The sequence below is a fragment of the Halomicrobium sp. HArcht3-1 genome, from assembly GCF_058933345.1.
The window spans coordinates 157,287-182,146 of sequence record NZ_JBZYDM010000005.1 but is presented as its reverse complement, the minus strand read 5'-3'; the positions used below and the strand labels follow the sequence as shown (position 1 = coordinate 182,146).

Below are 24,860 nucleotides of genomic sequence, written 5' to 3'. Positions count from 1 at the left end.
GTTGCTGTCAATGTCAAACCCAGATGGTATCGTAGAGTCTGATCTGTCCACAGCCAGCGACCTCGACGAGGATCTGGACAAGGATATCGACGACCAGATCGAGCAGGACATCGACCATCAGGCTGGCTACGATAACACGGCCGCGAGCGAGATCCAGACCGCGATCGCGGAACTGCAGGCGTCCTCGGAGGATATCGCACTGGAGGTCGACGACATCCGCGAGCAGGCGGCCCAACAGCACGAGGGAATGAGCCAGATCGCCGAGGAGGTCTCGAATCTGAGCGCCGCCGTCGAGGAGATCGCCTCCTCTTCGGAGGAAGTTTCGGCGGCCAGTCAGGAGGCGACGGATCTGGCCGACCGCGGGCAGGAGAACGCAGCGGACGTGTACGGCGCGATGGAGCGCATCCAGGGGGCCGCCGACAGTGTCACTGCGGACGTGCGAACGATCCAGCAGAGCGTCGAGGAGATCGACGAGATCGTCGAGGTGATCAACGACATCGCCGACCAGACGAACATGCTGGCGCTGAACGCCTCCATCGAGGCCGCACGCGCCGGCGAAGCCGGTGAGGGGTTCGCGGTCGTCGCCAACGAGGTCAAGTCTCTGGCCGAACAGGCCCAGTCCGAGGCCAGCGAGATCGAGCAGATGGTCGCCCGCATTCAGGACAACACCGACGACGCCGTCGACAGTCTCGAAACCTCGAACACCGAGATCGACGACGGTATCGAGTCCGTCGAGGAATCCGTGGAGATCTTAGACGAGATCGACGAGGCCATCCGTGAGGTCAACGATGGGATCGCCGAAGTTGCGTCTGCGACCGATCAACAGGCCGCCTCGACGGAGGAGGTCGCCAGCATGGTCGACGAGGCGACGGTCGCCGCCGAGGGGATCGCCGAATCGACCGAGGAGATCGCCGAAGAGATCGACGACCAGACCGCCCAGATCGACGACATCAACAGCGCAGTCGCCGAACTGGTGGCCGACTGGCAGGCCCAGCGCTGAACGCGTGCCGTGTTCCGACCGACGGTCTCGGTCACATCTCGACTGTGCCATCTCTCTGCCGACACGACGTTCCAACACCTATCTGATCTCGTATGGATTCCCGGATGCAGGTTCCAGTGAGAGACGAGCACAATTTATAACTGTTGAACCCCTTCTATCGCCGAATGGCAGATCCAGTCCGGGTGCTCTACGTCGACGACGATCCCGACATATGTGATATTGCCAAGGACTCCCTGCGTCGGGAGATCGATCGTTGCACGGTACACGAAGCAACGGATCGCGAGGCGGCGCTCCAGCATCTCGATGCCGAGACCGTCGACTGTGTGGTCTCGGAGTACGACCTTGCGGACGGAACCGGACTCGACCTCCTGACGGCAGTCCAGAACCGCCAGCCCACGCTCCCGTTCGTGCTCTTTACCGCCGCGGGGAGCGAATCGATCGCCAGTCGGGCGATTTCGGCGGGTGTCACCGACTACGTCCAGAAGGGTGGCCCGGATCAGTACGCCGTGCTCGCAAACCGGATCGAGAACGCCGTCGACCAGCACCGGACCGAGGCGACCCTCCGCGAAAGCGAGCGAGCACTCCGGCGCAAGAGCAAGATGCTCGACGTCATCCTCGAACACGTCCCGCTGCACATCTACATCAAAGACGAGCAAGCACGCCATAGCTGGGTCAGCGACTACTACATGGGATCGAGCGAACAGCTCGGGAAGACCGACGCCGAGTACTTCGAGCAGGAGTGGGCCGAGGAGACCTATCGGGAGGAACTGGAGATCATCGAGACCGGCGAACCGATCATCAAGGAGACCCGCTACGATCCCGGCCGCGAGATGTGGGTGTTGAACTCCAAGGTCCCCTGGACCGATCAGGACGGCGACATCGTCGGTCTCGTCGGGGCCACGTGGGACATCACCGAGCGCAAGGAAGCACAGCTCGAACTACAGCGCCAGAAAGAGCGCCTCTCGAAGTTCATCCGGGCGCTCTCACACGACCTTCGGACGCCGCTTCAGTTGGCGAGTTCACAGCTCGAACTGGTGCGTGAATCGACCGACGACGACCGGCTCGATCAGGTCGCTCAGGCTCACGACCGCATGGAGCGCATCCTCGAAGAGACGCTGAAGATGGCAAAGCGCGGGGAGAGCGTCGCCGAAACAGAACCGATCGATCTCGGCGAACTCGCCCGGGAGAGCTGGTCGACGACCGAAACCGACGGCGCGACGCTGACCGTCGAGACCGACCAGACCATCGAGGCCGACGGCGAACGCCTGCGTCGGCTCTTCGAGAACCTCTTTGCCAACGCCGTCGCCCACGCTTCCCGGCCGGACGAGACACTCTCCGTGACGGTCGGCAGCGTCGCGGACGGCTTCTACGTCGAAGACAACGGGCCGGGAATCCCGCCAGAGGAGCGTGCCCAAATCTTCGAGATCGGCTACACCTCGGTGGCCGACGGGACCGGCTTCGGGCTGGCGATCGTCGAAGAGATCGCCGCCGCCCACGGCTGGACCGTCGAGGTCACCGACGGGACCGACGGCGGCTCCCGGTTCGTCGTGGACTTCCAGACATCGGGATAGCACGTCCCTTATTGCCGTCGCTCGCCCAGCCACGGTATGGTCGATCTGAATCCCGAACAACTCGACCGCTACTCCCGCCACGTCATCATGGACGACGTGGGACCGGACGGGCAGGCGGCGCTGCTCGACGCGAGCGTGCTCGTCGTCGGCGCGGGCGGGCTTGGCTCACCGGTCCTCCAGTATCTTGCGGCCGCCGGTATCGGTCGCCTCGGGATCGTCGACGACGACACCGTCGAGCGGTCGAACCTCCAGCGACAGGTGATCCACCGCGACGACGATGTGGGTCGGCCGAAGGTCGCGAGTGCGCGTGCGTTCGTCACCGGACACAATCCAGACGTGACCGTCGACACCCACGAGACGCGACTGACGGCCGACAACGCCGCCGAGCTACTCGCCGACTACGACATCGTGGTCGACGCCTCCGACAACTTCGCCACCCGGTATCTGGTCAACGACGCCTGCACACTCGCGGGCACGCCGGTCTCTCACGGCGCGATCTATCGCTTCGAGGGGCAAGTGACGACGTTCTCGGGCGATGGTCCCTGTTACCGCTGCCTGTTTCCGCAGGCCCCGCCCGAAGGGACCGTCCCCGACTGTGCGACCGCTGGCGTGCTCGGCGTGTTGCCGGGGACCATCGGCTGTTTTCAGGCGACGGAGGTCGTCAAGTGGGTCCTCGACGAGGGTGAGAGTCTGGACGGCCGTCTGCTCGTCTACGATGCAAGCGAGATGCGCGTCGAGGAGATTCCCATCGAACGAGACCCGGCGTGTCCGGTGTGTGGCGACGACCCGACACTCTCGTCTGTCGCCGACGCGAGCTACGAGGGGCGCTGCTCGCTCTCGCAGTGATCCGAGAGTGACTCGGCTGCCTCGGCCGGGGGCCGCTCGAACAGGTCGGGATGGATCGTCCAGCCGAGGTATTCGAGCGTGTCGATCAGCCGCGGTCCCGAGCGGTTGACGTAGTGGTGCCCGTCCAGTAGCGTGACGTGGTCGTTTTCGACGGCCGTCAGGTCCGCCCAGCCCGGTCGGTCGGTCAGGTCGGCGAGGTTCTCGCGGATCTGTGGCAGGTCGAAGCCACACGGCGAGACGACGAGCACTTCGGGATCGTACTCGCGCAGCTCCTGCCACTCGCGCGGCCGTGAATGTGCCCCCGCCTGTTCGAGGCCGTACTCGCCGCCGGCGAGCGCGACCATCTCGGGGACCCAGTGGCCCGCCACCATCACCGGGTCCGTCCAGTCCAGCACGGCGACACGGGGGTGGTCTTCTGCCCGACTCGCCGTCGCTTCCACCGCGTCGACCCGCGCACGCAGGTCGTCGACGAGGTCACTGGCCCGGTCGTCCCGATCCAGCGCGTCCCCGAGTCGGTGGATCGAGTCGAACAGGTCGGCGAGGCTGTGTACGTCGAGTGTCAGGACCTCCGCATCGAGACCCAGCGACGCGACGGCGTCGGCGACGACGACCTCGTCGACGGCACACACGTCACAGACGCCCTGTGTGACGATCAGGTCCGGGTCCAGTCGTGAAAGCGTCTCTCGCTCGATGGCGTAGACGCCCCCGTCGTCCTCGGCGCGTGCCACCTGTTCGTTGATCTCGCCGCTCGACGCGGTCGGGTCGACCCGCGCGCGGTTCACCGACGGCCGGTCACGGGCCGCCGGCGGGTAGTCACACTCGTGTGAGACACCGACCGGTTCGACCCCGAGTGCGTAGACGATTTCCGTTGCCGAGGGGAGTAACGTGACGACCCGCATGTACCACTCGTCGGCACGGGGCGACAATCAGGGTGTTGGTCCAGCGTCCAGTCCCGCAATCGCGCCCACCTCTATCGTCGATACTCGCCTCTCTGAGAGGAAACGTCATACAACTGGTAACCCGTTCTCAATGATGATAGTCAGCGGGATAGGTATATCTAAGATAATTAGACAAGTTCTGCGCATGCTACTCGACTGGCTCATCGAGTGGTACCGTACCGTCGACGGGATCGACCGGTACTGTACCGCATCTCCGATCACGACCACGAGACACCGATCAGCACGGCGATTTCGACGGCCGCTGGAGCGCCCCGCGGAGGGTCGGTTATGACTCGCCAGAAACTACTGGCGGTCACGCTGACGGCGCTGATGGTGTTTTCGGTGTTTACCGGGACCGTCTTTCTCGCCGGGTCGGCGGCCGCAGGTAACACCTCCGAGACGACCTCGCCGCGATTCGAAATCACCAGCGTCGGTAACGCCGAGGGTGACCTCAGCGTGACAGTCGAGGCAAAGACGACGAAAGACGTCCGGGACTTCCGGTTCTGGTACGACGACAACGACGGCACGACGGCCGGGCCGGTGACGTACACGGACTCTGCGGTCAAGTCCGCGTACTACCCGAACTCGGAGCAGACGTTCAGTGACGGGGACCCGATCTCACAGAGCGGCGCGCCGTCGAAGCTGACCTTCGTCTTCGACTCGAAGAGTGACTTCACATACGACGCCGACGACTTCGTTGTCAACGCGACGGCCTACGACGCCGACTATTCGACCGCCGACACGGGCAATCGGTCGGTGATGACCGGGAACTACCACGTGCTCTCGGTGGAGGACAACGCCGGGAACCCGGTCTCGTCGGCCCCGCTCATGTTCTACGACGCGAACACGAACGAATCGCGGGGCTTTAGCTTCATGAACGGCGGATCGAGTACCTTCCACTGTCTGGGGATCGACGTGGGCGGTACGTGTACGAACCCCGACACGGACTCGCCCAGTTCGATCACCGACGGCCGCAAGACGTACGCGGCCCCTCTCTCCGTCGAGGCGTTCTCGCTGTCGAGTGCGAACGCCTCGGGGAAAGTCGACGCCTCGCCCGGCGCGACGACGCTTTCGACCGACACGCCGACGGCACCGACGTTCCTCCAGTTTACCAGCATCACGCAGGGTGGCTCGTCCCCCCAGATCGACTCGCTCACCATCGTCGACGAGGGCAGCGGCAACACGGTCTACCAGAGCGGTAGCGTGAGCATGGAGACGCTGGCTCCCGTGTTCCTCCGGCCCAACACCGAGTACACGGTGACGCTCACCAACAGTTCGTCCTTTGGCACCCAGCAGCGTTCGATCACGCTCCCGACCAAGGGGATGTCGAGCGTCGCGTTCCGGTTGCCGACGACCGACGTGGCGACCTCGCCCGTGACCGGACAGATCGTCAACGAGAGCGGGAGCCCGGTCGAGGACGCGGTCGTCATCGCCCAGCCAGAGTACGCCAGTGGCAGCCGGGTCGACGTGTACAACTCCACGAGCACCGACGCCAACGGGCTGTTCAAGATGCGGTTGCCCGAGTCGACCCAGGACCGCCAGTACAGCTTCCGCATCGTCGGCACCGACACGTCGGGTGGCACGCCGATCTACTACCCGACGACCGACGCCAACGACGGTGATGGCTACGTCGTCCAGTCGGGCAACACGGTCATCCCGGCCATGACGATCCAGCAGGGTGGTCGGGTCGACGTGACCGTCACCAACGAGACTGGCAGTCTCCCGGTCGGCGGCGGCTTTACCTCACTGTCGCAGGTGTCGACAGCCTACCCCGACACCGAGCGGACGGCGAACTCGAACAGTTTCAGCACGTTCTCGTTCGGCCAGAACCTGCCGGCGAGCGCCGCCGTCTCCTTGATGTCACCGACGACTGGCTCTGACACGCAGGTCACGTACAACGTCTGGGGACAGGGCCAGAGTCAGAACATCCAGTACCTCTGTGCCGGGACGCCCTCGATCTCACAGGGGCAGTCGACCGACGAAGCCTGTACGCTCGACCGCGCGGGCTACCTGAACATCAGCGTTCAGGAGTACGCAAGCATCGTCCAGCAACAGTCCTCGTCGTACGAACAGATCGACGACGGCCAGTTCTCGTCTTTCTTCTTCGAGAACGAACTCGTGATCCGCGACGCCAGTACCGGCGACGTGGTCACCTATCTCGGTCCCGGCGGCAGCCAGCAGTTCTTCCTCGGCACGGACACCAACGCGAACGACATCTCGGTCCCGGTCCCGCCGGGAGACTACCGGCTCGAACTCCGCCCGAGCTACGAGGGGGCACCCGATACGACGGTCAACGACACCGCGACGGTCTCGGTCTCCTCGAAGAGTACGACCGACGTGACTCTGGATCGCGGCCGGGCCTTCGCGATCCGGCCCTCGTATCAACGCTCACAGCGGTCGTTCAACCGCGGGGCCGACAACACGGTCGCCGTCAGGATCGCCGATCCTGGTACCGGGTCGATACTGACCGACAGTGCCGTCAGCGCACACGCCTTCCTCTTGCACTCCAACGGGACGACGGCGAGCGCACCGGTCGACCTGAGCTACAGCACGGCGAACAAGACCTTCGAGACCTCGTCGTTCAATCCGTCGACGCTGGGTGTCGACGCGGGCCGCTACACCCTCGCAGTGCGGGCAACGCACACCGACGGCGACCGCAGCTACAACTCGACGTTCACGCGCCCGATCCAGGTCAGTGGCTTCCAGACGGCGATCCAGCTCGGTTCGCGGACGGTCGCACCCGGTGATTCGGTGCTGGGCCGGATCGCCGCCTACGACACGACGAGTGACACGGCCATCGACGCGACCAACAGCGACCAGACGACGATCACTGTCTACGACCAGAACGGCCAGCAGGTCTCTCAGACGAGTCCCGCAAACGGCATTACGAACGGTCAGGGGTCGTTCTCGCTGTCGATGCCCGACGATCCGGGCCGGTACCGCATCGCCGTCCGCGTGCAGTCCGACAGCAACACGCAGGGGATCGCAGAGCGGTGGGTCCGTGTCGAACAGGTCGACCTCGATGTCGAGACCGATCGGCGGACCTACGGCCCGACCGACACCGTGGCCGTCGACGTGACGGCGACGGACGCGACCGACGGCAGCGCGATCAAAAACGCCTCGCTGACGCTGCGGATCAACGGCCAGCGCACCTCGGCGACGACCGACAGTAACGGCGAGGCTACGATCCCGCTCAAGCCAAGCGAGTACACGACTGGACAGCAGTGGCGACGGGGCCACGGAATCAGTGTCACGCTCGCGCACAACACCGGGAGCACTGTCGTCCGCAAGACCGCCGGCACCGGCTTCGACGTGCAGTCGTTCTCGGCCCGCGCCCGACCGACCGCCGAGGCGTTCTCGGCCGACGAGTCCGCGACGCTCGAAGTGCAGGTCCCGACCTCGGTGTCGGTTACCTCTGTCGAAGTCACGGACCTGGACGGCGAGCAGACCCAGATCGGCGGCCAGCTCCCGAACGGCAAGGTCTCGAACCCCGCGTCGGGCGTCTACGAGATCGATCTCGGCAAGCGGTCGGTCGGCGAGCATCTCGCGACGGTGAACGTCACGACCCAAAACAGCGGCACTCAGACCGCACGCACGCAGTTTGCCGTCCAGCAGTACTCCGTTGCGGCCTCGCTCGACAAGCGGACCTACGACACCGGCGAGACCATCACGCTCGACGTGAGCGTGCGCGACCCCGACGGTAGCGTCGTCACCGGCCAGCAGGTCAACGCGTCGCTGAACACGACCGGTCCCGTCAGGACCGTCGACAGCGCCAGCGCATCGACGGGCAGTAACGGCGACGTGTCGCTGTCGCTGTCCTCGGCCCAGAGTGGCTTCCACTTCATCGAGGTCGAGGCCGGACAGCAGACCCGCTTCGTCGGGCTGTCGATCAGCAGCGTCTCGGCCAGCCTCGAAGACAACAGCGGCAACGCGGTGTCGACCTACAACGCCGAACCCGGCTCCAGCCAGACGATCTACGTCAACGCGACGAAAGCCGGCGGCACGGCCGTGCCAGACGGTTCGACCGTGCGAGCGTTCGTCTCCTCGTACGGCGACACCATCGAACTGGGGAGTGCCGAGACGACCAACGGTGACGCGAGCATCTCGTTCCAGATCCCCGACTCGGTGCCGGCCCGCGAGTACCCGCTGATCGTCGACGTGACGACCCAGAGCGGCAGCGGCTTCACCACCGGGACGCTGAACGTCACCGGTGCGAACGCCAAGGAGATCACGACGACGACCAACGAGAGCGCCTACTCGCCCGGCGAGACGGCCCGCCTCTCGGCGACGGTCACGACCGGCGACGGATCGGCCATCGCGAACACGAAGGTCGACTTCGTGATCGAGTCCGACGGCAGCGCGGACCAGCGCGTCGCGACCATCCAGACCGACGCCGACGGCGAGGCGACCGTCGACTACAGTATCCCGGCGAGTGCGAGCAACGGCGACTACGTCGTCCGGGCCGCACTCAACGAGACAAGTTCGATCAAGGCCTACAGCGGCTACCGCGTGCGCAGCCTCGACGTGTCGGTCACGGCCGAAGACGGGCCGTTCGCCCCCGGCGACACGGTCAATCTGACTGTCGAGGCCACCGACAGCGCGACCGGCAACGCGGTCGATGCCAGCAGTGGGACGGTCGAGTTGGTGCTGTCGGGCAGCAACGTTCAGACCTCGATCGACACGACGGGTACCGCGCCCTACGATGCCTCGATCACGCTGCCAAACGACGGTTCGATCACGGGCACGCGCAGTCTCAGTGTCACGGTCCAGCAGGGCCGTGGGACCGACACCGACTCGACGCTGATCGCGGTGCGTGACGCGACCGAGAGCGCGAACCTCTCGATTGCCGAGCCAGTCACCGCCGGACAGGCGACGACGGTGACGGTCAACGGCACCGTGGACACGACGGCCGTGCTGACGGCCTACTCGCCCGGTGCCGGCTCCGTGGCGTACAACGACAGCGTCGCAGTCTCCAGTAGCGGCGACACGACGACCCAGATGACGATCGACTCGGCCGGCACCCACATCGTCCGACTGTCCGTGCCCGGCGTCGGCGCGATCACCGAGGTCGTCGACGTGCAGGCCGCCGGCGGTGACCCCGTCGTCTGGACCGGCACGAGCACGAGCGCCAACGCGACGGACTTCGACCGCACGCAGGACATCTACATCCAGACGAACGAACCAGGCATGACTGCAACTGTAATCAGCCAGAACGCGACCTACACGGTCGATCTCGACCAACAGAACGGCAACGACTACTACGGCGTCCTCTCGGCGAACCGCACCGACGGCGTCTACCTCGTCCGTCTCGACTCCGGGACGGCCACGAGCGTCAACGACACCATCATCGAGGTGAGCGGATGATCGGCCGCAGGGCGGTGCTCGCCGTCGCCGTCGCCGCCGTCGTCCTTACGAGCGTCGCGATCCCGGTCGCCGCCGACGCCTCGCTGTCGATCACCGGCGTCAGCGTCCCCGACAGCGTCACACAGGGCGACTCGTTCGACCTGACAGTGTCGGTCTCCGGCGAGGAGGTCCAGAACGACGAGGTCGATGTCGGCCTGACGCTGCCCGAGGGGCTGTCCTGTACGCCCACCGGCACGCAGACGGTCTCGCTGTCGGGTGGCACCGGCTCGGCGACGTTCGACTGTAGCGCCGACGTGGAAGGCGATTACACCGGCGAGATCACCGCCAGCGCGTCGGGATCGAACACCAACAACGGGAACTCCCTGTCCGACACCGCCCAGAGCGGGCTGGAAGTGCTGAGTCCGGCCAGTCTCACCCTCTCGACGTCGCTCGACGACGACACGGTCGACGCGGGGTCCTCGACGACACTGACCGTCGTCGTCCAGAACTCCGGGGACGCCTCGACGAGCTATCAGCTCAGCCCGCCGTCGGCCGGTGGCTACTCCACGACCGTCGCCAGTGGCTCGGAGAGCGGGACCGTTGCCGGCGGCGCGACCAGGACCGTCGAGTACACCGTCACCGGTGACAGCGCTGGTGATTACACGCTGACGACCTCGCTGAGTGCCGGCAACGGCCAGCAACTCTCCGAAGACGACGCACTGTCCGTCGCCAGCACTGCGACGCCCACGCCGACCGCGACGCCGGCAGCCGACAGCAGCGACGACGATGACGACGACGATGGTGGCTCCAGCCGCGACGACCGCGTCGTCCGCAGTACCGAGACGCCGACGGCGACGGCCACTGCGACGCCCACTCCGACTGTCACCGCGACCGAGACGACGACGGTCACGCCGACCGACACCGCAACGTCGACCGACACCGCGACGCCGACGGCCACGCCGACTGCGACGGCGGCCAGCGACGACACGCCGACGGCTACCGCCACCGAGGCGGTGACACCGACGGCCACAGCAGCCGACACCGCGACTCAGACGACTGCCGGGAGCGGTCCCGGGTTCGGCGTCGTCGCGGCCCTGCTCGCGCTGCTTCTCGTCGCCGCCCGACGGCGCGAGTAGCTCTTCACTCTTTTCGGATCGACTGCCGCCGCCCCTTCCCGCTCTCGACACCGTGGACGACCGCGCTGCAGTTTCGCCGTCCGATCAGGTTCGAATGGCTTAAGGGCGCAAGCCGGGAATCTGTGTGTAACTCGCTGGACGACGGGCACCAGCGGGCACCTGCATGCACCGCTCGGCCGTTTTCGGTCGACACGGTCCGTACAGGTCGGGATGTGACTCCCACGCGACGACGCGTGGGCGTTGAACCACGCAACGCCCGTGGTGATACACAATGGCACGAAGTTCGTACTCCTACATCAAGGAAGCGTGGCAGAACCCGGACGACGGGAAACTCGCAGAACTGCAGTGGCAGCGACAGCAGGACTGGCGCGAAGAAGGCGCTATCAAGCGCATCGACCGCCCGACCCGCCTCGACAAGGCCCGTTCGCAGGGCTACAAGGCAAAGCAGGGCGTTGTCGTCGTGCGCACCTCCGTCCGCAAGGGCGGCGCTCGCAAGGAGCGATTCAAGGCCGGTCGACGCTCGAAGCGACAGGGCGTCACCCGCATCACGCGCCGCAAAGACATCCAGCGCGTCGCCGAGGAACGGGCCACCCGTACCTACCCGAACCTCCGCGTGCTCAACAGCTACTGGGTCGGGGAAGACGGCCGCCAGAAGTGGCACGAGATCATCCTCGTGGACCCCGAGCACCCCGCGATCGAGAACGACGACGATCTGGGCTGGATCTGTGACGACGATCACACTGACCGTGCGCTTCGCGGCCTGACCGGCGCTGGCAAGCGCAACCGAGGCCTGGGCACGAAGGGCAAGGGCGCAGAGCACACCCGGCCAAGCCTCCGCAGCAACCGCGGCCGCGGCAAGTAACGCCTCCACTCGACTTCTTCGTTTTCCCGGTACGGAGCGGTTGCGCCGTCGCGAGACACGCGCTGTTCGCTCTCCAGTCCCCTCAAAAATACAGTCGTCATCGACGATCACTGCACACACGGTCGCACGACTGCAGTGCCATCGGTGTGTCAATCAGTCCTCCACAGCACCGACTCGTGCGTCGGTCTTCGATCAGGCCGGATGGCTCGAATCCGTCACACCGACCGGCGTCTCGGCGGTCGGTGACGGCTCGGAGATGGCACTGACCGCGTAGAAGGCCGCCTCCGGGTCCCGGTGGCGTCGCCAGTGCCACCACGTCTTCGCAAGCAGCCAGAGTCGACGGCGACGGGTGAGGTCGGGCGTCTCGGTCAGCACGTCGTAGCCTCGCGACCGGATCAATCGGTGGTGTTCGGCGTACAGCACCGCCGACAGGAGGACGCCGAACTGGCAGTCCTCGGGCAGATATCGGATGCCTGCGACTCCCTCGTGGTAGCGCTGCTCGGTCCGGGCCAGTTCCGTCTGCATGACCGACCGGAACCCGTCGCCGAGGTTGGCCTCGGCCAGATCCTCCTCGGTGACGCCATACTCGTCGAGGGTCTCCTGTGGGAGGTACACCCGGCCGTACTCGTGGATGTCCTCGCGCACGTCCCGCAGGAAGTTGGTCAACTGGAACGCCTCGGCGAGTGCGGCGGCGTGGGGCCGTGCCTGCTCCTGTTCGTCGACATCCATGACGTCCATCATCATGTTGCCGACGGCGACGGCCGACCCGCGCATGTACTCGACGAGGTCGTCGAACGTCTCGTAGCGGGCCTGTGCGATGTCCATCTCCATGGCATCGACGAAGACGTTGACTTCCTCGTCGGGGATGTCGTGGCGCTCGCGCAGTTCGGCGAAGGCTTCGAGTACGGCTGCGTCCTCTCCCTCTGCGGGTGCGTGGCCCAGTGCTGTCTCTCGGATCTGTTCGAGTCGTTCGTGCTGGACGGCCGGGCCTGGCCCGTCTGGCTGATCGACGACCTCGTCCGCGACGCGAAAGAACGCGTAGAGGACATAGGTCGCGTGGCGAATGCGCTGGGGCAGCACACGCGTCGCCACGTGGAAGGTCCGGCCAGTTTGCTGTTGAATCGATTTACTCGTCTTGATGTCGTCAGTGTCTACCATTGGGAGTGCAAGTCGTCGGGATCTGCAGGCGATACGGTCGTAGGGATCCGGATACCTCGCCGGAATGGAAGCGACCGGCCGGCGAGGGTGATATGATCACGTGTCTGTTATGTATGGCTACCACACCCATAAAACGTGTGCCCAACCAGGTTGGCGCGCCGCTGTCCTCCCCGAGCGAGCGTCCGTTCTGACGATGCAGCCGTCAGGACCGACCGGTCGAATTCGCCGGACTGCTCGCCGTCGGCCGGCGGTCAGACGCCGTCGGTCGGTGGGTTTCGGTACAGCCCGTCGACGAGTGCGAGCGCACCGACGATCGAACTCACCGGTAACACCCGCTGAAGGGGAACGGAAAAGACGAGGTTCACGAGGAACGCGATGGCGAAGGCCGCCGGTATGACGGCCAGTACGAGATCGTACCGCGACGGTGTTTTTCGACCACGCTGCCTCGGAACACCACTGTTCGCACTGGCTGTCATATTTTACCACCGTTTCACTACGTGAATACGACAGATTTCAACTAAAACGTTACGGTGATCTACTTCATCGAACACACAACAACGTCACGAAGTGATCACCTGTCTAAAACAGGAATTATCTTCATATTATTTCGAGTGCTCCCGGAGCGACGGATCGCCGATGGACACGAACCGGTCGGTCGGGGTCGTCTCACTGATCAGAGACGCGGCGACACCCGTTCGTCGTCGCGCCCTCTCTCGATTGGGACCGTTGCCAGAAAAATTCTCTCGCAGAACTGCAGTATTTATTTGGCGGGAGAACACCGTACATAGCATGGACAAAACGGGGGACGAACAGTCGATGGGCACTGGGGGGAGCGGCGAAAGCCCGTTGACCGTGACCGCAGAGATTGTGGGCAAGAAGTGGCACCCACGCATCGTCGTGGAACTGCTCCACGATGGCCCGCTCGGGTTCAACGACCTGAAAGATCGCGTCGACGGCATCTCCGATAAGGTGCTGTCGGAAAGTCTCGATGACCTGCAGGAACGGTGCATCGTCGACCGAACCGTGATCGACGACAAGCCAGTGCGTGTCGAGTATTCACTGACACAGTGGGGCGAGCAACTCGAACTCGTCGTCACCGCGATGGACGAATGGGGACAACGCTATCTCGACGCAACTGGGGGGACTACCGACGACGAGGAGTGACCGATCGCCGTCGACGACGAACTGGTCACTCGTCGTCGACGACTTCGAGCCCGCGGTTGTTGACCGCCGACGGATCGAGACCGATCTCTTCGAGGAACTGCTTGTACTCGCGCTCGCAGGTCTCGGCGGCCTTCTGCTTGTCGCTGGCCCGGTCACACAGTGCGATCAGGTCCTCTGGTACGTCGTTCGTGTAGACGATCCAGTGGTTGATCAGGTCAGAGAGTCGCCGGATCGGCGAGGTGAAGTGACCGTATATCTCGAAGTTCAGGGCGTGGTGGCCGCCGAAGGGGTCGTTCATGTACTTCGCGCGGGGCATCACCTTCATCACGGCCCACTGGATCTTGTCCAGCTGCCGGCCGGGGGCCTGCTCTAAGGTGGCGTTGACCGCCTTCCGCGGATCGTCCCACGCTTCGCCGGGTATCGAGACGCCATCGAGATCCTGAATTTCGACGAGCGCCTTGTCCCACTCGTCGGGACTTGGCTGGGGGTGGACCCGATACATCGCCTCGACCCCGCGGTCCCACATGAGTTCGTGGGTCACGGCCTTGTTGGCCTTCAGCATGCACTCCTCGATGATGGTGTGGGCGCGATCCCGTGCTGGGTTGAGGACGAGCGAGCCGTCCTCCTTGCGCTGTTCGTGCATGCGGTCGGCTAGATCCGCGATCAGTTCGGTCTTCTCGGCCAGATCGACGCTCGTGTCTTCGAGCAGATCGTCGGCCGATTCAGGGTCGTCGAGGATGTTCTCGGCCTCGGTGTAGGTCAGGCGCGCGTCGCTCTCGATGACGGACTTGTAGATCTCGATGTTCTCGTAGGAGAGGTTCTCCTTGTCGAGGTGCATCTCGACGGTGTGGGCCAGTCGATCCTCGTTGGGGACGAGCGAACACACCGTCTCGGCGAGGATCGGCGGCAGCATGTGGATCGTGTAGGCCGGCAGGTACACCGTGTTCCCGCGCTCGACGGCCTCCTCCCACATCGCCGTGTCGGGGTTGACGTAGTGGGTCACGTCGGCGATGTGGACCCAGAGGACGTACTCGTCTTCGCGCTCTTCGACGGAGATGGCGTCGTCGAAGTCCTGGGCGTCGATGGGGTCGGTCGTCCACGTCGTCATCTCCCGCAGGTCTTCGCGCTCGTCGACTTCGTCGGCGATTTCCTGCTGGACATCGGTCGTCCGCTCCTCGGCCTCCTCCATCACTTCGGGCGGGAACTCGTCGCGAATCTCGAACTTTTCGAATAGCTCCTCGCGTTTGTTCGCCATGTGACGGGCCATCTCCTCGTCGATCTCGACCGGTCCCTGTCCTTCGGGTGTGCCGGCCTCGGCCTGCGCGTCTTCGTTGCTCATGGGTGCGATTCGGGGAGTAGATAAATAGGCGTTGTGAGGGAGTGTCGAGAGCCTGACCGACGGGAGGGGTCTCGGAAAAGTCGAGCGGGGAGCGGTAGCGACCCGCGAGACGCGTGCCAAGCGAAGCGAGGCACGGGTCTCGGTACGGCGAGCGGGGAACGAAGTGACCCGCGAGCAGCGTGGCGTGTGCGATGGAACAAGCAGCGAGCGGGAACGGTGGCGAGGCGCGAGCAGCTAGGGGTATCGCGAGTGACGAGAGTCCATCCGCAAAGATGAACGACGACGAGAACGTGGCGGCGGGCTACTTCTTCCGTTTTTCTTCTGCCAGTTCGACGTAACGCTGGAGGAACGAGTCCCGTCCGTCGGCATCCGCTTCGACCGTTTCGAGGAGGTCTTCGAGACCGGCGCGTGGCTGGTGAGTCAGGTCACTGTGGCAGGGCTTGCACAGATACTCGAACTCCTTGTTCGAGCGGTCCCACCGGTTGCCATGCTTGTCGTACTCGCGCGCGTCGGACCGGGAGACCGACTCCCCGCAGGCGATGCAGGTGACGACGTCCCGGGAACTCCGGGAACCGAGCATAGCAGAGGGTTGCACGGCATCCCACTTATACTATCTGCCCCATGGGTGAGGCACCGCGTCGACTCCGCTGGCGCTTCTCAGAGAGCAGTCACGACGGCGTAGACGAGGGCTGTCACGACGCCGGCCGCGACGGCGGCGTAGAGGAGAATCTGGAGCGCGCGTTTCCGATCACGACGGAGGGCGTCGGCGTCGGTGACGCTGCCGGCCTCGTCGCCCGACCCGGTCAGGTCGTAGCGTGCCAGCGCGCCGAAGGCCACACAGAATCGGAAGTAGTCCTGAAAGACGCCGATGAAGCCGCCAAACAGCGGCGCGAACACCCCCAACAGATAGCTGTTTGGGAACTCGAACCACAGGAAGGCGGCGAGGTAGCCGACGGCGGCGACGAAACCGGCGATTCCCGCGAGCCGTCGTTTCCGTCGTTCGTCGCGGCCGATGTTACAGACGCCGGGCTGGTAGCCTGCCATGTACGGCCCTCGGGGTGCGAGTGTCAAAAACGGCGCTGTTGTGATCGGTCGCAAGGACTCGTCATGACAGTTGCAGACGGGGTGTGAGTCGCTTTACAGCCACTCGTCACCACTTAGACAAGATACTTGCCCCCTGTCCGACACGCTCACATATGAAACGGCGTCAAGCAATGATCACAGCAGTGGGCTTTACTGCCAGTCTAGCCGGGTGTTCGTCACTCCAGTCCGAGGACGGTAGTGTCGATCTGACCGTCTTCAATCAAACAGCTGTCCCATACACTGTGTCGATCCAATTCTTCGCGGACGGTGCGGAGACGTCGGCGAGTGCGTACGATACCATGATCGATATCGAACCAGACGGACAGGAGACACGCAAGGCCATCGTCGAGTCCGGCCGCTATCTTGTTCGTTACCAGGCTTTCGCGACCGACTCCCGATTGACCGACCAGGACCATGTTCATTACATCCCCGGTGATGGTGGGTCAGCGAGCCTGTTGTTCGATATTCAGGAGACTGGCAGGCTGACGCGGCGGTGAACCGAGCGCCGCAGTTCAGCACGCACCAGTGAGGCCGTCAGGGAGCTTCTCGCGGCGACCGGTCCAGCACTGAGCGATAACAGACACTACTATAGCCTCGCTCCCGTATGCTCGGGTATGTACGATTTCGTCGTCGTCGGTTGCGGTCCGGCAGGCTCGCGATTCGCCCGGCGGGCCAGCGAGACCGGCCACGACGTGCTGGCCTTCGAGCAGGGCACTGTCGGCGAGCCACTGGCTTGCTCGGGCCACGTTAGCACCGACATCTGGGGGTTCGTCCCCGAGGATGCCCGTGAGGACCTGTTTCAAAACGAGATTTACGGCGCGCGCTTCCACCGTGGCGGGCCAGAGAGCGAGGCCTATCCCTTCTACAAGGACGAGACGGTCTCGAACGTCATCGACCGCGTGGGGCTGGACCGCCGGCTGGCCGAGTGTGCCCGCGAGGCTGGTGTCGACCTGCGCGAGAACCACACCGTCCTCGACGTGAGCGAAGGCGACGACCACGTGACTGTGGAGGTCCGGGGTCCCGACGGCATCGAGACCCACCGCGCGCGGATGGTCGCAGGCTGTGACGGCCCGAAATCGCGCGTCCGGCGCGCGCTGGACCTGCCCGAACCGGGCGAACTCCTGCATGGGGTGCTGGGCTTTACCGACGAGGTCGACCAACAGGACTTCGTCGACGTGCACCTCTCGGTCCCGCGCTTCTTCGCGTGGCGTATCCCGCGGGGCGACGCCGGGGTGGAGTACGGACTGGCGACGCCGCCGGGCAACGACGTGCGCGAGCGCTTCGAGGACTTCACGGCCGACTACGGCGTCGAGACGGACCATCGCTGTTCGGGGCTGATCCCGATTGGCCCGCCAAAGCGCGTGACTGGCCGCCGCTCACTCCTGATCGGTGACGCTGCCGCCCAGACAAAGCCCTTCACCGGTGGCGGCATCCTCTATGGCATGACCGCCGCCGACCACGCCGCCCGTGAGATCGATCCGACTGACCCCGCCACGCTGGGCGACTACGAGCGGGCGTGGCGGGCGGACCTTCGCAACGACATCCGACTGGGCCATCTCGTGCGCGCTGGCTACTCCCTGCCGGGACCGATCCAGAAGGCCGGGATGAAGGCCTTCGAAGGCGAAATCGGCGTCCACATGGATCGGCCGTCGTCGATGTTCTCTCGCGAGCAACTGAAGGCGCTGCTGTCGCGGTAGCGCGCCCGACCTTTATTTCGGCTCCCACCCACGGGTCAGACATGGACACGGATCGGTTCACGACGGCGGCGATCGCGCTCGCACTGCTTGGCTGTCTGGTCGCCTTCGTCGGCCCGCTGGCACTGGGTGCACGACCGGGGATCAGGGGTAGCGTCACGCTCTCGGCGGTCGTCGGCGCGGTGTTCGCGGCGAAGAACGCGCTCACGTTCCGTGATCGGGGCCGACCGGAACTGGCAGCCAGTGCGATGGCGACGGTGCTCGGACTGTGGCTGATCGTCGCGCCGCTGCAGTACGAGAGCGTCGGCCCGGCGCTGACCGCGCTCACGCAGTTCGGTGGGATGTTGCTGGCGGCCTTCAGCGCCTACGCCGGGCTGGTCGCCGTCGAGTGGTATCTGGGCGACGACGAGACCGGGACGGTCTGATCAGTCGTCGTATCGCGGGATTCGAGCTGACTCGTCCGATCCAGTCACGAAGGGCAGATCGGTGCGTTCGGCGGCCACTTCCGCCCCGTCGACGCGGACGGTGAGGGGGTCGTCTGAAAGCTCGTAGTCGATGGTGGCGAAGGCGATCGGCTCCTCGCGGGTCGGACTCTCGACGGCGCGGGTGACCTCGCCGACCGCGCTGTCGCCGGCGAAGACGGCCGCCCCGCTCTCGGGAACGCGCTCGCAGATCAGGCCGACGAGCCGTTGGGAGGGCCGGCCGCGGTTGTGGACGCGGGAGACGACTTCTTGCCCGACGAAACAGCCCTTCTCGAAGTCGACGCCGTTGTCCAGACCGACGACGTTGGGGATTCGTCCCTCGATCTCGGTGGTAAAGAGCGGCGTCCCGGCCTCCAGGGTCAGGGCGTCCCACGTGTCGTAGCCGAAGGGGGCGGCGTTGAGACCGCGGTTTTCCAGCGTGTCGAAGACGTCTTCGGCCACGTCCGCGCTACAGACGACCTCGTACCCCTCCTCGCCGACGAGACCGTCGCCACGGATCACGGTGACGCCGGCGTCGACCATCGACCCGCGGACAAAGGAGAGATGTTCCTCGGGTGAGCCGGCCTTGTTGAGAACGCTGGCGATCTTTTCGGTCGATTTGGGGCCGTGGACGCCGAAGACGGCGAAGTCGTCGGTGGCGTCGTCGATCGATACGTCCTGAATGAAGGTTTTCTCGCGCCAGTCCGCGACGAGTGGCTCGGCCCGGTCCGGCGGGACAAAGAGGAGCAGGCGCTCGCCGGCGTTGTAGACGTACAGGTCGGTCTCGACGTGACCTTGGGGATCGCACAGGAGGGCGTAGACACCCTCGCCGTCGGCGGTCGGCACGCGGTTCGAAACGGCGTTGTCGACGAAGTCGACGCGGTCCTCGCCAGTGATCGTGACGACGCCGTAGCCCATCTCGACGACGCCGACGACCTGCCGGACCGCGCGGTGGACCCGCGCCGGGCGGCCGTAGTTGGCGACGACACGGTTCCCGCCCACGGTGCGGAAGGTTGCGCCGTGAGCCTCGTGAACGCCCTCGATGACAGTCATTGGACTGGGATGGGTGCCTCGGAGAATTAAGGATGGCGCACTCGCGGTCGCGACGCTGTGGTCAGTCCCCGCGTCGGCGTCCCAGCAGCGCGACGGCGAGCAGGCCGGCGACGAGCGCGCCGAGACCGGTGAAGCCGGGACCGGTGAGACTCGTCGGTTCGGTCGTCGTCCGGGCCTCGGACGCGGTGGCGGTGGCCGTGTCGGTGGCAGTCGCGGTGTCGGTCGCGGTCGCAGTCGCCGTCTCGGTGTCCGGGTTCGGGTCGACGCCTTCGACGGTCGCGGTCGCGCGCAGGTCGCCGAGGCTGGCCGCGATCTGGTTCTGGCCTGTGGTGTCGATGGGGACGACAGCCTCGCCGTTATCGTCCGTCTGACCGACGGTCTGGCCGCCGACCGACAGCGTCGCGTTCGCGACGGCCTCACCGTACTCGTCGGTGACGGTGACCCGAACCGACTGATTGACGACGACCTGCGTCTGGTCCGGTTCGACCGAGAGGGCGTCGGCCCGCTGGATCGAGATGTTCTGCTCGACTTGCTCTTCGCGGACCGAGAGCGTCGTCGTGACGGTCTCGTACCCGTCTTTGGTCACTTCCACCTCGTAGTTGGTGTTGACCGGGAGCCGGATCGTCGCCTCCCCGGTCGAGAGCGTACTGATCGTGTTGCCGGCGACCGTGATCGTCGCCCCGGCCAGCGTTCGCGGCTGGTCGAAGTGGTCGTCGGTGATCGAGAAGGTGACCAGCCGCGACGCCGCTTCGAGTTCGATTCGCCGGGTAGTGTTGTCCTCGACAGTCAACTGCGTCCGGTTGCGCAGGTAGCCGTTCTTCGAGACCGTCAGGCTGTACGTCCCCTGTTCGATCATCGACGTGGTGTAGTGACCACTGGCGTTCCCTCGCGTGTTCACGACGAAAATGCCATCGCGGTAGAACTGGATCGCCGGACTGGAAACCGCACCGTCGGCGTCGACGACTTCGATGGTCGCCGTTCCGCCGGCCGTGACGGGCACGGTCACGCTCTCGGCATCGGCGTCCTCGACGACGAACGCCTCGTTACGGACGTACTGGTCGTCGTGAACCGTGATCGACACGTCGGCCCCCGCTGGCACGTCGATCAGCGCCTGCCCGTTCGACCGGGTCGTCTCGTTGACCGATCCCCCACCGTTCTCGTCCCACGACGCGGTCAGGTCGATGCCGCCGAGCGGGTCGTCGTCGCCGCTGTCGACAACGGTGACCGTCAGTGTCACCTGTTCGGTCGACTGCGCGGCCGTGGCCCCCACCATCCCTGCACTCACGAGCGCCCCTGTCAGGAGGAGCGCGAGCGCGCTGCGAGTGTCGAACATACGTGTGTCCACACGGAGGGTCGGTAAATCAGTATTGGGTGCATACGACATGGAATCGAGTTGGTAACGAGTGGTGGATATTTGATAGGTATGATACGCTCATTGAACGCCCTTTGTCGATCCAGTCCAAAGCGGGGGTTACGTGCCGTCTTTCTGGGATCTCGTTCGTATCGTCTTGCTAACTGTTGGTGGCGTCCTCACTCGACCGGGTGTCAGAGAGCACGCCCGAATCGAGCGTGCGACCGACCTGTCCTGGCCCCGGATCGTCATCGGTCTGGCCCGGATGTCGAAGTCGACGGCTGACGTGGCGATGGTCGGGATCGCACTCGGCGGCGGCGTCGCCGGTGGCACCATCGGGATGGTCTCCCAGCGCTTCGGTGCCGACGCCGCGGCGGGCGACTAGCCGGTCGGGAACGGCTCCGCTTCGTCGCCGTCCTGTTCGTCTTCGTCGTCTTGTCGCGCCACGACGACCCCGACGCCGACGGCCAGTCCGATCGCGATCACGCCGTAGAGGACGAGGTGGGCCGGACTCTCGGGAGCCTGTACGATCTCGATGGCTCCCATCCCCAGCAGATACGCACCGCTCGCACCCGTCGTGAACGCGCGGGGTTCGACCGGATACAGCCGTGCGAACCCGGCACCGAGCGCCACGCTGACGAGGACCACGGGAACGAGGACGCCATCACCCAGCGCGTCGAGCACAGTCCAGTACAGTAGTCTTTCGACAGGTGGCCAGACGATAGCGCCGGCCAGCAGGGTAAACAGTGCGCTCACGACGGTCTGGCGACGCGACGGACGCATACCGGTGGCTACTGCTGGGTGGCAGGTAAAGCCTGTCCGCTCGGAACGGTGTCGTTCGAGGACGCCCCAGTCGTGTCGGTCTCTCACCCTCGATATGGTGACTGCTGACTGATGGTCTCGTGAGAATCCACTCGACAGTAACACTGTTAGCAATTAAATAATTACTGTCATTTTGCCTAATGGGTAAACTATAATACACTACCGAATTGAATTTCAGCTGCAATGTCACAACTGGATGGTATTACCCGGCGAAGCGCATTGAAAAAGGGGATCGCATCGGCCGCTGCCGTCTCCGGTGTCGCAGTCGGTTCCCAGTCCGTCGCCGCCGACGACGCCGTGACGTACGAGGTTTCGGGCAACGGATCCTATACGATCTACGTCACTGACGAAAACGCGACCGGGATCGACCTGGAGTCTGACGACGATGTGGACAGTGGCTCCGGGCGCGTCAGATGGACCGGTTCCGTCGACGATGACACCGACAAACTCGAAGCCGACGGCTATATCCAGGCCGCGATCCTCGACGGTGAACTCGACGTCACCGTCTCCGGGACGCTCGACTTCGCGAACCAGGGCGACAAGGTCGTCGTCGATGCCGGCAGTGAGTCGTCCTACACCTTCGGGATGACCATCGACGCGAACACCACTTCGGACTGTGAATCGTCTGAGGGAACCAGTGGTGCCTCTGGATACGGGATTATCGACGACAACGACGACGTCGACACGTTCAGTACCAGCGGCGTCATCAACGATCTGTACACCTACCCCGGTGCCGATCAGGTGTACTTCGACTTCCGCGAGTACTGATCTCACAGACTGACGCCGTCGTTCCACACTTCGCCGCCATTTTCTTGTTATCCCGACCAGTTCCGTTTCGTACGTTTCGAGCCAAGACGGTGACTGTCGCCAGACGAACCCTCAAGGGTGTTCCGTGTGATACACCCGACGATGGTCCACAACGAGAGCGACACGTTCGATATTGGCGGCGAGCTAACAGTTCACCGACTGGGCTACGGCGCGATGCGACTCACCGGCGAGCACATCATCGGTCCACCGGACGACGAAGAGGAGGCCCGCGCGGTGCTCCAGCACGCAGACGATATCGGCGTCGACTTCGTCGACACGGCCGACTCCTACGGTCCCGGCGTCAGCGAGCGCCTGATCGGCGAGGCCTTCGATACGGACCGCGAGGATCTGATCGTCGCGACCAAGGGCGGCCTGCTGCGCAACACCGACGGTGACTGGCATCCCCACGGCGATCCCGATTACATCCGCAATGCCGTCCTCTGTAGTCTGGACCGCCTGCGTACGGACCAGATCGACCTGTATCAGTTCCACCGACCCGACCCCGACACCGACTTCGAGGCGTCAGTCCAGACGTTCGCACGACTCAAAGACGAGGGGCTGGTGAACCACGTCGGTCTCTCGAACGTCACTGTCGAGCAACTCGAAACGGCCCAAGACATCGTCGACGTGGCGACGGTTCAAAACGAGTACAACCTCACCAACCGCGAGGACGAGCGCGTCCTCGAAGCGTGCGAGGAGAACGACATCGGCTTCATCCCGTGGTTCCCGCTGGCCGCCGGTGATCTGGGCAGCAAGGAAGCGGTCATCAACGACGTGGCCGACGCCCACGACGCGACGCCGTACCAGATCGCGCTGGCGTGGCTGCTGGCCCACTCTGACGTGACACTGCCGATTCCCGGGACCTCGTCGATCGAGCACCTCGAACAGAACGTCGCCGCTTCGGCAATCGACCTGACTGCCGACGAGTACAACCGATTGACGGAGTGACGCGGGTCGCTGTCGCTACGTTCGGGTCTCGACAATCCTCTTCGCTGGTGGGTGTACAACGTCGGATTAGTCACTGCGTGACACACTCCCGTCACCCGTGCGTGTGTCTGTTTCACAAACAGCATAAACATTCATTAAGGACCTGTCCCATTGGGTAGATATGGCGACACGCCAGTCGACCACGACGACAACGTATCACACATGCAGCTGTGGTGAGCAGTTCGATACGACGGATGACCTTCTCGACCACGCACGAGAAGCACACGGACTCTCGGTATTCTGAGGTCGCTGGCTGATCGACGACTGACGCCCCGTTTTTTCGAGCACTGTTCGACCAGCACCAGCGCCGTCCGGGCCGATGTCCCCGTCGCCGTCGATCACTCGGACGTGTCCAGTTCGGTCACGTCCGGCCGGATGCGGAACCGCTCGTAGCCCCCATGTGAGAGGTCGAGTGCACCGAGCCACCAGTTCCAGCGCTCGACCAGCGAGTGATCGTCCGGGGCGTCGTCTAAATTTGCCAGCACGTCTTCGACAGCCAGCGGGTAGCCGAAGTCCTCTGCGATCTGGCACGAGTCCGCCAGGTCCTGTGCCTGGCGCGTGACGACGCGCCGAATCGACTCCTCGGCGTCGTATCGGTCGGCCAGCGCCTCGTCGAGTGCCTGTCTATCCACACCTCTTCCTTGGTCCCGACGGCCTTGAACGTATGGGCACCGCGCTCGACAGTGTCCGAGGAGCAAGTCGATAAGCGAGGTAACAAGGCACGACGAGGGCGCTCGGCGGTTCTAGTACCACACACGAGGCTGCGTATCCGTCCACCCTCTCCTACTGATACGGGTACTCGCGATCCATCGCCGTCGCTCGTCGTCGAAGTGGCTGAGGGGAGTAAGCCCCCTTCTGTTCACTCGGTATTCGGCTCAGCGTCCGTGCCCAGCGCCGTAGCGCGGTACCGGGCTACCTGTCGGCACGGACTTGCACCGGTGAGGATTCGCCGTTCCATCCGTTCTCCGTCGTCTGGCGACCGGCTGATGCCGTTCGCACTGTGTGGCGACTGCGTCGCCACGCTCTCGGCGGGTCGACTCCCCATCCCTTATCGGCTCACGCCGCGTCGGTCCGGGTTCGCACGCCTCATCGATCGGACGAAGGGGTCTCGTTTCTGTTCCAGCGCCGACGGTCTCCCGCCCCGGGCTTGCGCCCGGTCACCCGCCCAGCGGGTGGGGGGACTTTCCTCATGCGCGCGCCGATGGCGCGCTCACGGAAACCGATCTCCCTCTGCCATCTGAACGT

General features: G+C 64.7%; 22 protein-coding genes, 1 other RNA gene and 1 pseudogene. 13 read left to right on the top strand and 11 right to left on the bottom strand.

Annotation, left to right across the window (positions count from 1 at the left end; all coding sequences use genetic code 11):
• The first annotated feature begins 10 nt into the window (after positions 1 to 10).
• From AC5FRW_RS10640 to ubaA, 3 genes are all read left to right on the top strand, one after another.
• A complete protein-coding gene (locus tag AC5FRW_RS10640; protein ID WP_493568430.1) occupies positions 11 to 1,000 on the top strand; it encodes a methyl-accepting chemotaxis protein in 990 nt (329 codons plus the stop codon).
• A 164-nt stretch (positions 1,001 to 1,164) separates the two neighbouring features.
• On the top strand, positions 1,165 to 2,571 hold the full coding sequence (locus AC5FRW_RS10635; RefSeq protein WP_493568429.1) for a sensor histidine kinase: 1,407 nt from the start codon (positions 1,165 to 1,167) through the stop codon (positions 2,569 to 2,571).
• 36 nt (positions 2,572 to 2,607) lie between these two features.
• The gene (gene ubaA / locus AC5FRW_RS10630; protein WP_493568428.1) at positions 2,608 to 3,417 is read left to right on the top strand and encodes an SAMP-activating enzyme E1; all 810 of its coding nucleotides are present in this window, start codon (positions 2,608 to 2,610) and stop codon (positions 3,415 to 3,417) included.
• Here the strand turns inward: ubaA and AC5FRW_RS10625 are convergent.
• Entirely contained in the window at positions 3,387 to 4,316 is a 930-nt protein-coding gene (locus AC5FRW_RS10625) for a cobalamin-binding protein (RefSeq protein WP_493568427.1), read from the bottom strand. The two genes, ubaA and AC5FRW_RS10625, sit on opposite strands and share 31 nt — an antisense overlap.
• 327 nt (positions 4,317 to 4,643) lie before the next feature.
• Here AC5FRW_RS10625 and AC5FRW_RS10620 point away from each other — a divergent pair, with 327 nt between their 5' ends.
• The 3 genes from AC5FRW_RS10620 (at position 4,644) to AC5FRW_RS10610 (ending at position 11,696) form a co-directional block, all read left to right on the top strand.
• The gene (locus tag AC5FRW_RS10620) at positions 4,644 to 9,719 is read left to right on the top strand and encodes an MG2 domain-containing protein (RefSeq protein ID WP_493568426.1); all 5,076 of its coding nucleotides are present in this window, start codon (positions 4,644 to 4,646) and stop codon (positions 9,717 to 9,719) included.
• Entirely contained in the window at positions 9,716 to 10,834 is a 1,119-nt protein-coding gene (locus tag AC5FRW_RS10615) for a PGF-CTERM sorting domain-containing protein (RefSeq protein ID WP_493568425.1), read from the top strand. Before AC5FRW_RS10620 ends, AC5FRW_RS10615 begins: the two co-directional genes overlap by 4 nt.
• Before the next feature lie 271 nt (positions 10,835 to 11,105).
• Complete coding sequence (locus tag AC5FRW_RS10610) at positions 11,106 to 11,696, top strand: 50S ribosomal protein L15e (RefSeq protein ID WP_493568424.1); 591 nt, start codon at positions 11,106 to 11,108, stop codon at positions 11,694 to 11,696.
• Positions 11,697 to 11,888: 192 nt separating this feature from the next.
• Here AC5FRW_RS10610 and AC5FRW_RS10605 read toward each other — a convergent pair whose 3' ends face one another.
• Together AC5FRW_RS10605 and AC5FRW_RS10600 are read right to left on the bottom strand one after the other, a co-directional pair.
• Positions 11,889 to 12,854: a phytoene/squalene synthase family protein gene (locus AC5FRW_RS10605; RefSeq protein ID WP_493568423.1), complete on the bottom strand. Its 966-nt coding sequence runs from the start codon at positions 12,852 to 12,854 to the stop codon at positions 11,889 to 11,891.
• Positions 12,855 to 13,105: 251 nt separating this feature from the next.
• Positions 13,106 to 13,330: a DUF8015 family protein gene (locus AC5FRW_RS10600; protein WP_493568422.1), complete on the bottom strand. Its 225-nt coding sequence runs from the start codon at positions 13,328 to 13,330 to the stop codon at positions 13,106 to 13,108.
• A gap of 313 nt (positions 13,331 to 13,643) precedes the next feature.
• On the opposite strand from AC5FRW_RS10600, the gene AC5FRW_RS10595 reads away from it, so the two are divergent.
• Positions 13,644 to 14,018 carry a winged helix-turn-helix transcriptional regulator gene (locus tag AC5FRW_RS10595; protein ID WP_493568421.1) on the top strand — a complete coding sequence of 125 codons (375 nt, stop codon included), beginning with the start codon at positions 13,644 to 13,646 and terminating at the stop codon, positions 14,016 to 14,018.
• Between the two features lie 25 nt (positions 14,019 to 14,043).
• Here the strand turns inward: AC5FRW_RS10595 and AC5FRW_RS10590 are convergent, their stop codons facing one another.
• The 3 genes from AC5FRW_RS10590 to AC5FRW_RS10580 all read right to left on the bottom strand — a co-directional run bounded on the left by AC5FRW_RS10590 (position 14,044) and on the right by AC5FRW_RS10580 (position 16,401).
• Positions 14,044 to 15,357, bottom strand: a complete 1,314-nt coding sequence (locus AC5FRW_RS10590) for an RNB domain-containing ribonuclease (RefSeq protein WP_493568420.1) — start codon at positions 15,355 to 15,357, stop codon at positions 14,044 to 14,046.
• A 301-nt stretch (positions 15,358 to 15,658) separates the two neighbouring features.
• Positions 15,659 to 15,937 carry a DUF7562 family protein gene (locus tag AC5FRW_RS10585; RefSeq protein WP_493568419.1) on the bottom strand — a complete coding sequence of 93 codons (279 nt, stop codon included), beginning with the start codon at positions 15,935 to 15,937 and terminating at the stop codon, positions 15,659 to 15,661.
• A 77-nt stretch (positions 15,938 to 16,014) separates the two neighbouring features.
• On the bottom strand, positions 16,015 to 16,401 hold the full coding sequence (locus AC5FRW_RS10580; RefSeq protein ID WP_493568418.1) for a hypothetical protein: 387 nt from the start codon (positions 16,399 to 16,401) through the stop codon (positions 16,015 to 16,017).
• A 152-nt stretch (positions 16,402 to 16,553) separates the two neighbouring features.
• On the opposite strand from AC5FRW_RS10580, the gene AC5FRW_RS10575 reads away from it, so the two are divergent.
• The 3 genes from AC5FRW_RS10575 to AC5FRW_RS10565 all read left to right on the top strand — a co-directional run bounded on the left by AC5FRW_RS10575 (position 16,554) and on the right by AC5FRW_RS10565 (position 18,559).
• Positions 16,554 to 16,937, top strand: a complete 384-nt coding sequence (locus AC5FRW_RS10575) for a hypothetical protein (protein WP_493568417.1) — start codon at positions 16,554 to 16,556, stop codon at positions 16,935 to 16,937.
• Between the two features lie 117 nt (positions 16,938 to 17,054).
• Positions 17,055 to 18,137 carry a geranylgeranyl reductase family protein gene (locus AC5FRW_RS10570; RefSeq protein ID WP_493568416.1) on the top strand — a complete coding sequence of 361 codons (1,083 nt, stop codon included), beginning with the start codon at positions 17,055 to 17,057 and terminating at the stop codon, positions 18,135 to 18,137.
• A gap of 41 nt (positions 18,138 to 18,178) precedes the next feature.
• A complete protein-coding gene (locus AC5FRW_RS10565) occupies positions 18,179 to 18,559 on the top strand; it encodes a hypothetical protein (RefSeq protein WP_493568415.1) in 381 nt (126 codons plus the stop codon).
• On the opposite strand, the gene ygfZ is transcribed toward AC5FRW_RS10565, so the two are convergent.
• The gene (gene ygfZ / locus AC5FRW_RS10560) at positions 18,560 to 19,648 is read right to left on the bottom strand and encodes a CAF17-like 4Fe-4S cluster assembly/insertion protein YgfZ (RefSeq protein ID WP_493568414.1); all 1,089 of its coding nucleotides are present in this window, start codon (positions 19,646 to 19,648) and stop codon (positions 18,560 to 18,562) included.
• 61 nt (positions 19,649 to 19,709) lie between these two features.
• Positions 19,710 to 20,981 carry a PEGA domain-containing protein gene (locus AC5FRW_RS10555; protein WP_493568413.1) on the bottom strand — a complete coding sequence of 424 codons (1,272 nt, stop codon included), beginning with the start codon at positions 20,979 to 20,981 and terminating at the stop codon, positions 19,710 to 19,712.
• Between the two features lie 142 nt (positions 20,982 to 21,123).
• Here AC5FRW_RS10555 and AC5FRW_RS10550 point away from each other — a divergent pair.
• Positions 21,124 to 21,369 (top strand): annotated as a pseudogene (locus tag AC5FRW_RS10550) (MATE family efflux transporter); the annotation flags it as partial.
• Positions 21,370 to 21,380: 11 nt separating this feature from the next.
• Here AC5FRW_RS10550 and AC5FRW_RS10545 read toward each other — a convergent pair.
• The gene (locus AC5FRW_RS10545; RefSeq protein ID WP_493568412.1) at positions 21,381 to 21,782 is read right to left on the bottom strand and encodes a hypothetical protein; all 402 of its coding nucleotides are present in this window, start codon (positions 21,780 to 21,782) and stop codon (positions 21,381 to 21,383) included.
• Between the two features lie 222 nt (positions 21,783 to 22,004).
• On the opposite strand from AC5FRW_RS10545, the gene AC5FRW_RS10540 reads away from it, so the two are divergent.
• Both AC5FRW_RS10540 and AC5FRW_RS10535 read left to right on the top strand, forming a co-directional pair.
• Complete coding sequence (locus AC5FRW_RS10540) at positions 22,005 to 22,589, top strand: hypothetical protein (protein ID WP_493568411.1); 585 nt, start codon at positions 22,005 to 22,007, stop codon at positions 22,587 to 22,589.
• Between the two features lie 141 nt (positions 22,590 to 22,730).
• Positions 22,731 to 23,576: an aldo/keto reductase gene (locus tag AC5FRW_RS10535; protein WP_493568410.1), complete on the top strand. Its 846-nt coding sequence runs from the start codon at positions 22,731 to 22,733 to the stop codon at positions 23,574 to 23,576.
• Between the two features lie 377 nt (positions 23,577 to 23,953).
• Here AC5FRW_RS10535 and AC5FRW_RS10530 read toward each other — a convergent pair whose 3' ends face one another.
• A complete protein-coding gene (locus tag AC5FRW_RS10530) occupies positions 23,954 to 24,313 on the bottom strand; it encodes a WNWW family protein (protein ID WP_493568409.1) in 360 nt (119 codons plus the stop codon).
• Positions 24,314 to 24,447: 134 nt separating this feature from the next.
• Positions 24,448 to 24,850, bottom strand: an RNA gene (rnpB, locus tag AC5FRW_RS10525) — RNase P RNA component.
• Positions 24,851 to 24,860 lie beyond the last annotated feature (10 nt).

Excerpts from the sequence above, each read along its gene's own strand:
- AC5FRW_RS10640 (WP_493568430.1), top strand. The coding sequence starts at position 11 with ATGTCAAACCCAGATGGTATCGTAGAGTCTGATCTGTCCACAGCCAGC.
- AC5FRW_RS10635 (WP_493568429.1), top strand. The coding sequence starts at position 1,165 with ATGGCAGATCCAGTCCGGGTGCTCTACGTCGACGACGATCCCGACATA.
- ubaA (WP_493568428.1), top strand. The coding sequence starts at position 2,608 with ATGGTCGATCTGAATCCCGAACAACTCGACCGCTACTCCCGCCACGTC.
- AC5FRW_RS10625 (WP_493568427.1), bottom strand. The coding sequence starts at position 4,316 with ATGCGGGTCGTCACGTTACTCCCCTCGGCAACGGAAATCGTCTACGCA.
- AC5FRW_RS10620 (WP_493568426.1), top strand. The coding sequence starts at position 4,644 with ATGACTCGCCAGAAACTACTGGCGGTCACGCTGACGGCGCTGATGGTG.
- AC5FRW_RS10615 (WP_493568425.1), top strand. The coding sequence starts at position 9,716 with ATGATCGGCCGCAGGGCGGTGCTCGCCGTCGCCGTCGCCGCCGTCGTC.
- AC5FRW_RS10610 (WP_493568424.1), top strand. The coding sequence starts at position 11,106 with ATGGCACGAAGTTCGTACTCCTACATCAAGGAAGCGTGGCAGAACCCG.
- AC5FRW_RS10605 (WP_493568423.1), bottom strand. The coding sequence starts at position 12,854 with ATGGTAGACACTGACGACATCAAGACGAGTAAATCGATTCAACAGCAA.
- AC5FRW_RS10600 (WP_493568422.1), bottom strand. The coding sequence starts at position 13,330 with ATGACAGCCAGTGCGAACAGTGGTGTTCCGAGGCAGCGTGGTCGAAAA.
- AC5FRW_RS10595 (WP_493568421.1), top strand. The coding sequence starts at position 13,644 with ATGGACAAAACGGGGGACGAACAGTCGATGGGCACTGGGGGGAGCGGC.
- AC5FRW_RS10590 (WP_493568420.1), bottom strand. The coding sequence starts at position 15,357 with ATGAGCAACGAAGACGCGCAGGCCGAGGCCGGCACACCCGAAGGACAG.
- AC5FRW_RS10585 (WP_493568419.1), bottom strand. The coding sequence starts at position 15,937 with ATGCTCGGTTCCCGGAGTTCCCGGGACGTCGTCACCTGCATCGCCTGC.
- AC5FRW_RS10580 (WP_493568418.1), bottom strand. The coding sequence starts at position 16,401 with ATGGCAGGCTACCAGCCCGGCGTCTGTAACATCGGCCGCGACGAACGA.
- AC5FRW_RS10575 (WP_493568417.1), top strand. The coding sequence starts at position 16,554 with ATGAAACGGCGTCAAGCAATGATCACAGCAGTGGGCTTTACTGCCAGT.
- AC5FRW_RS10570 (WP_493568416.1), top strand. The coding sequence starts at position 17,055 with ATGTACGATTTCGTCGTCGTCGGTTGCGGTCCGGCAGGCTCGCGATTC.
- AC5FRW_RS10565 (WP_493568415.1), top strand. The coding sequence starts at position 18,179 with ATGGACACGGATCGGTTCACGACGGCGGCGATCGCGCTCGCACTGCTT.
- ygfZ (WP_493568414.1), bottom strand. The coding sequence starts at position 19,648 with ATGACTGTCATCGAGGGCGTTCACGAGGCTCACGGCGCAACCTTCCGC.
- AC5FRW_RS10555 (WP_493568413.1), bottom strand. The coding sequence starts at position 20,981 with ATGTTCGACACTCGCAGCGCGCTCGCGCTCCTCCTGACAGGGGCGCTC.
- AC5FRW_RS10545 (WP_493568412.1), bottom strand. The coding sequence starts at position 21,782 with ATGCGTCCGTCGCGTCGCCAGACCGTCGTGAGCGCACTGTTTACCCTG.
- AC5FRW_RS10540 (WP_493568411.1), top strand. The coding sequence starts at position 22,005 with ATGTCACAACTGGATGGTATTACCCGGCGAAGCGCATTGAAAAAGGGG.
- AC5FRW_RS10535 (WP_493568410.1), top strand. The coding sequence starts at position 22,731 with ATGGTCCACAACGAGAGCGACACGTTCGATATTGGCGGCGAGCTAACA.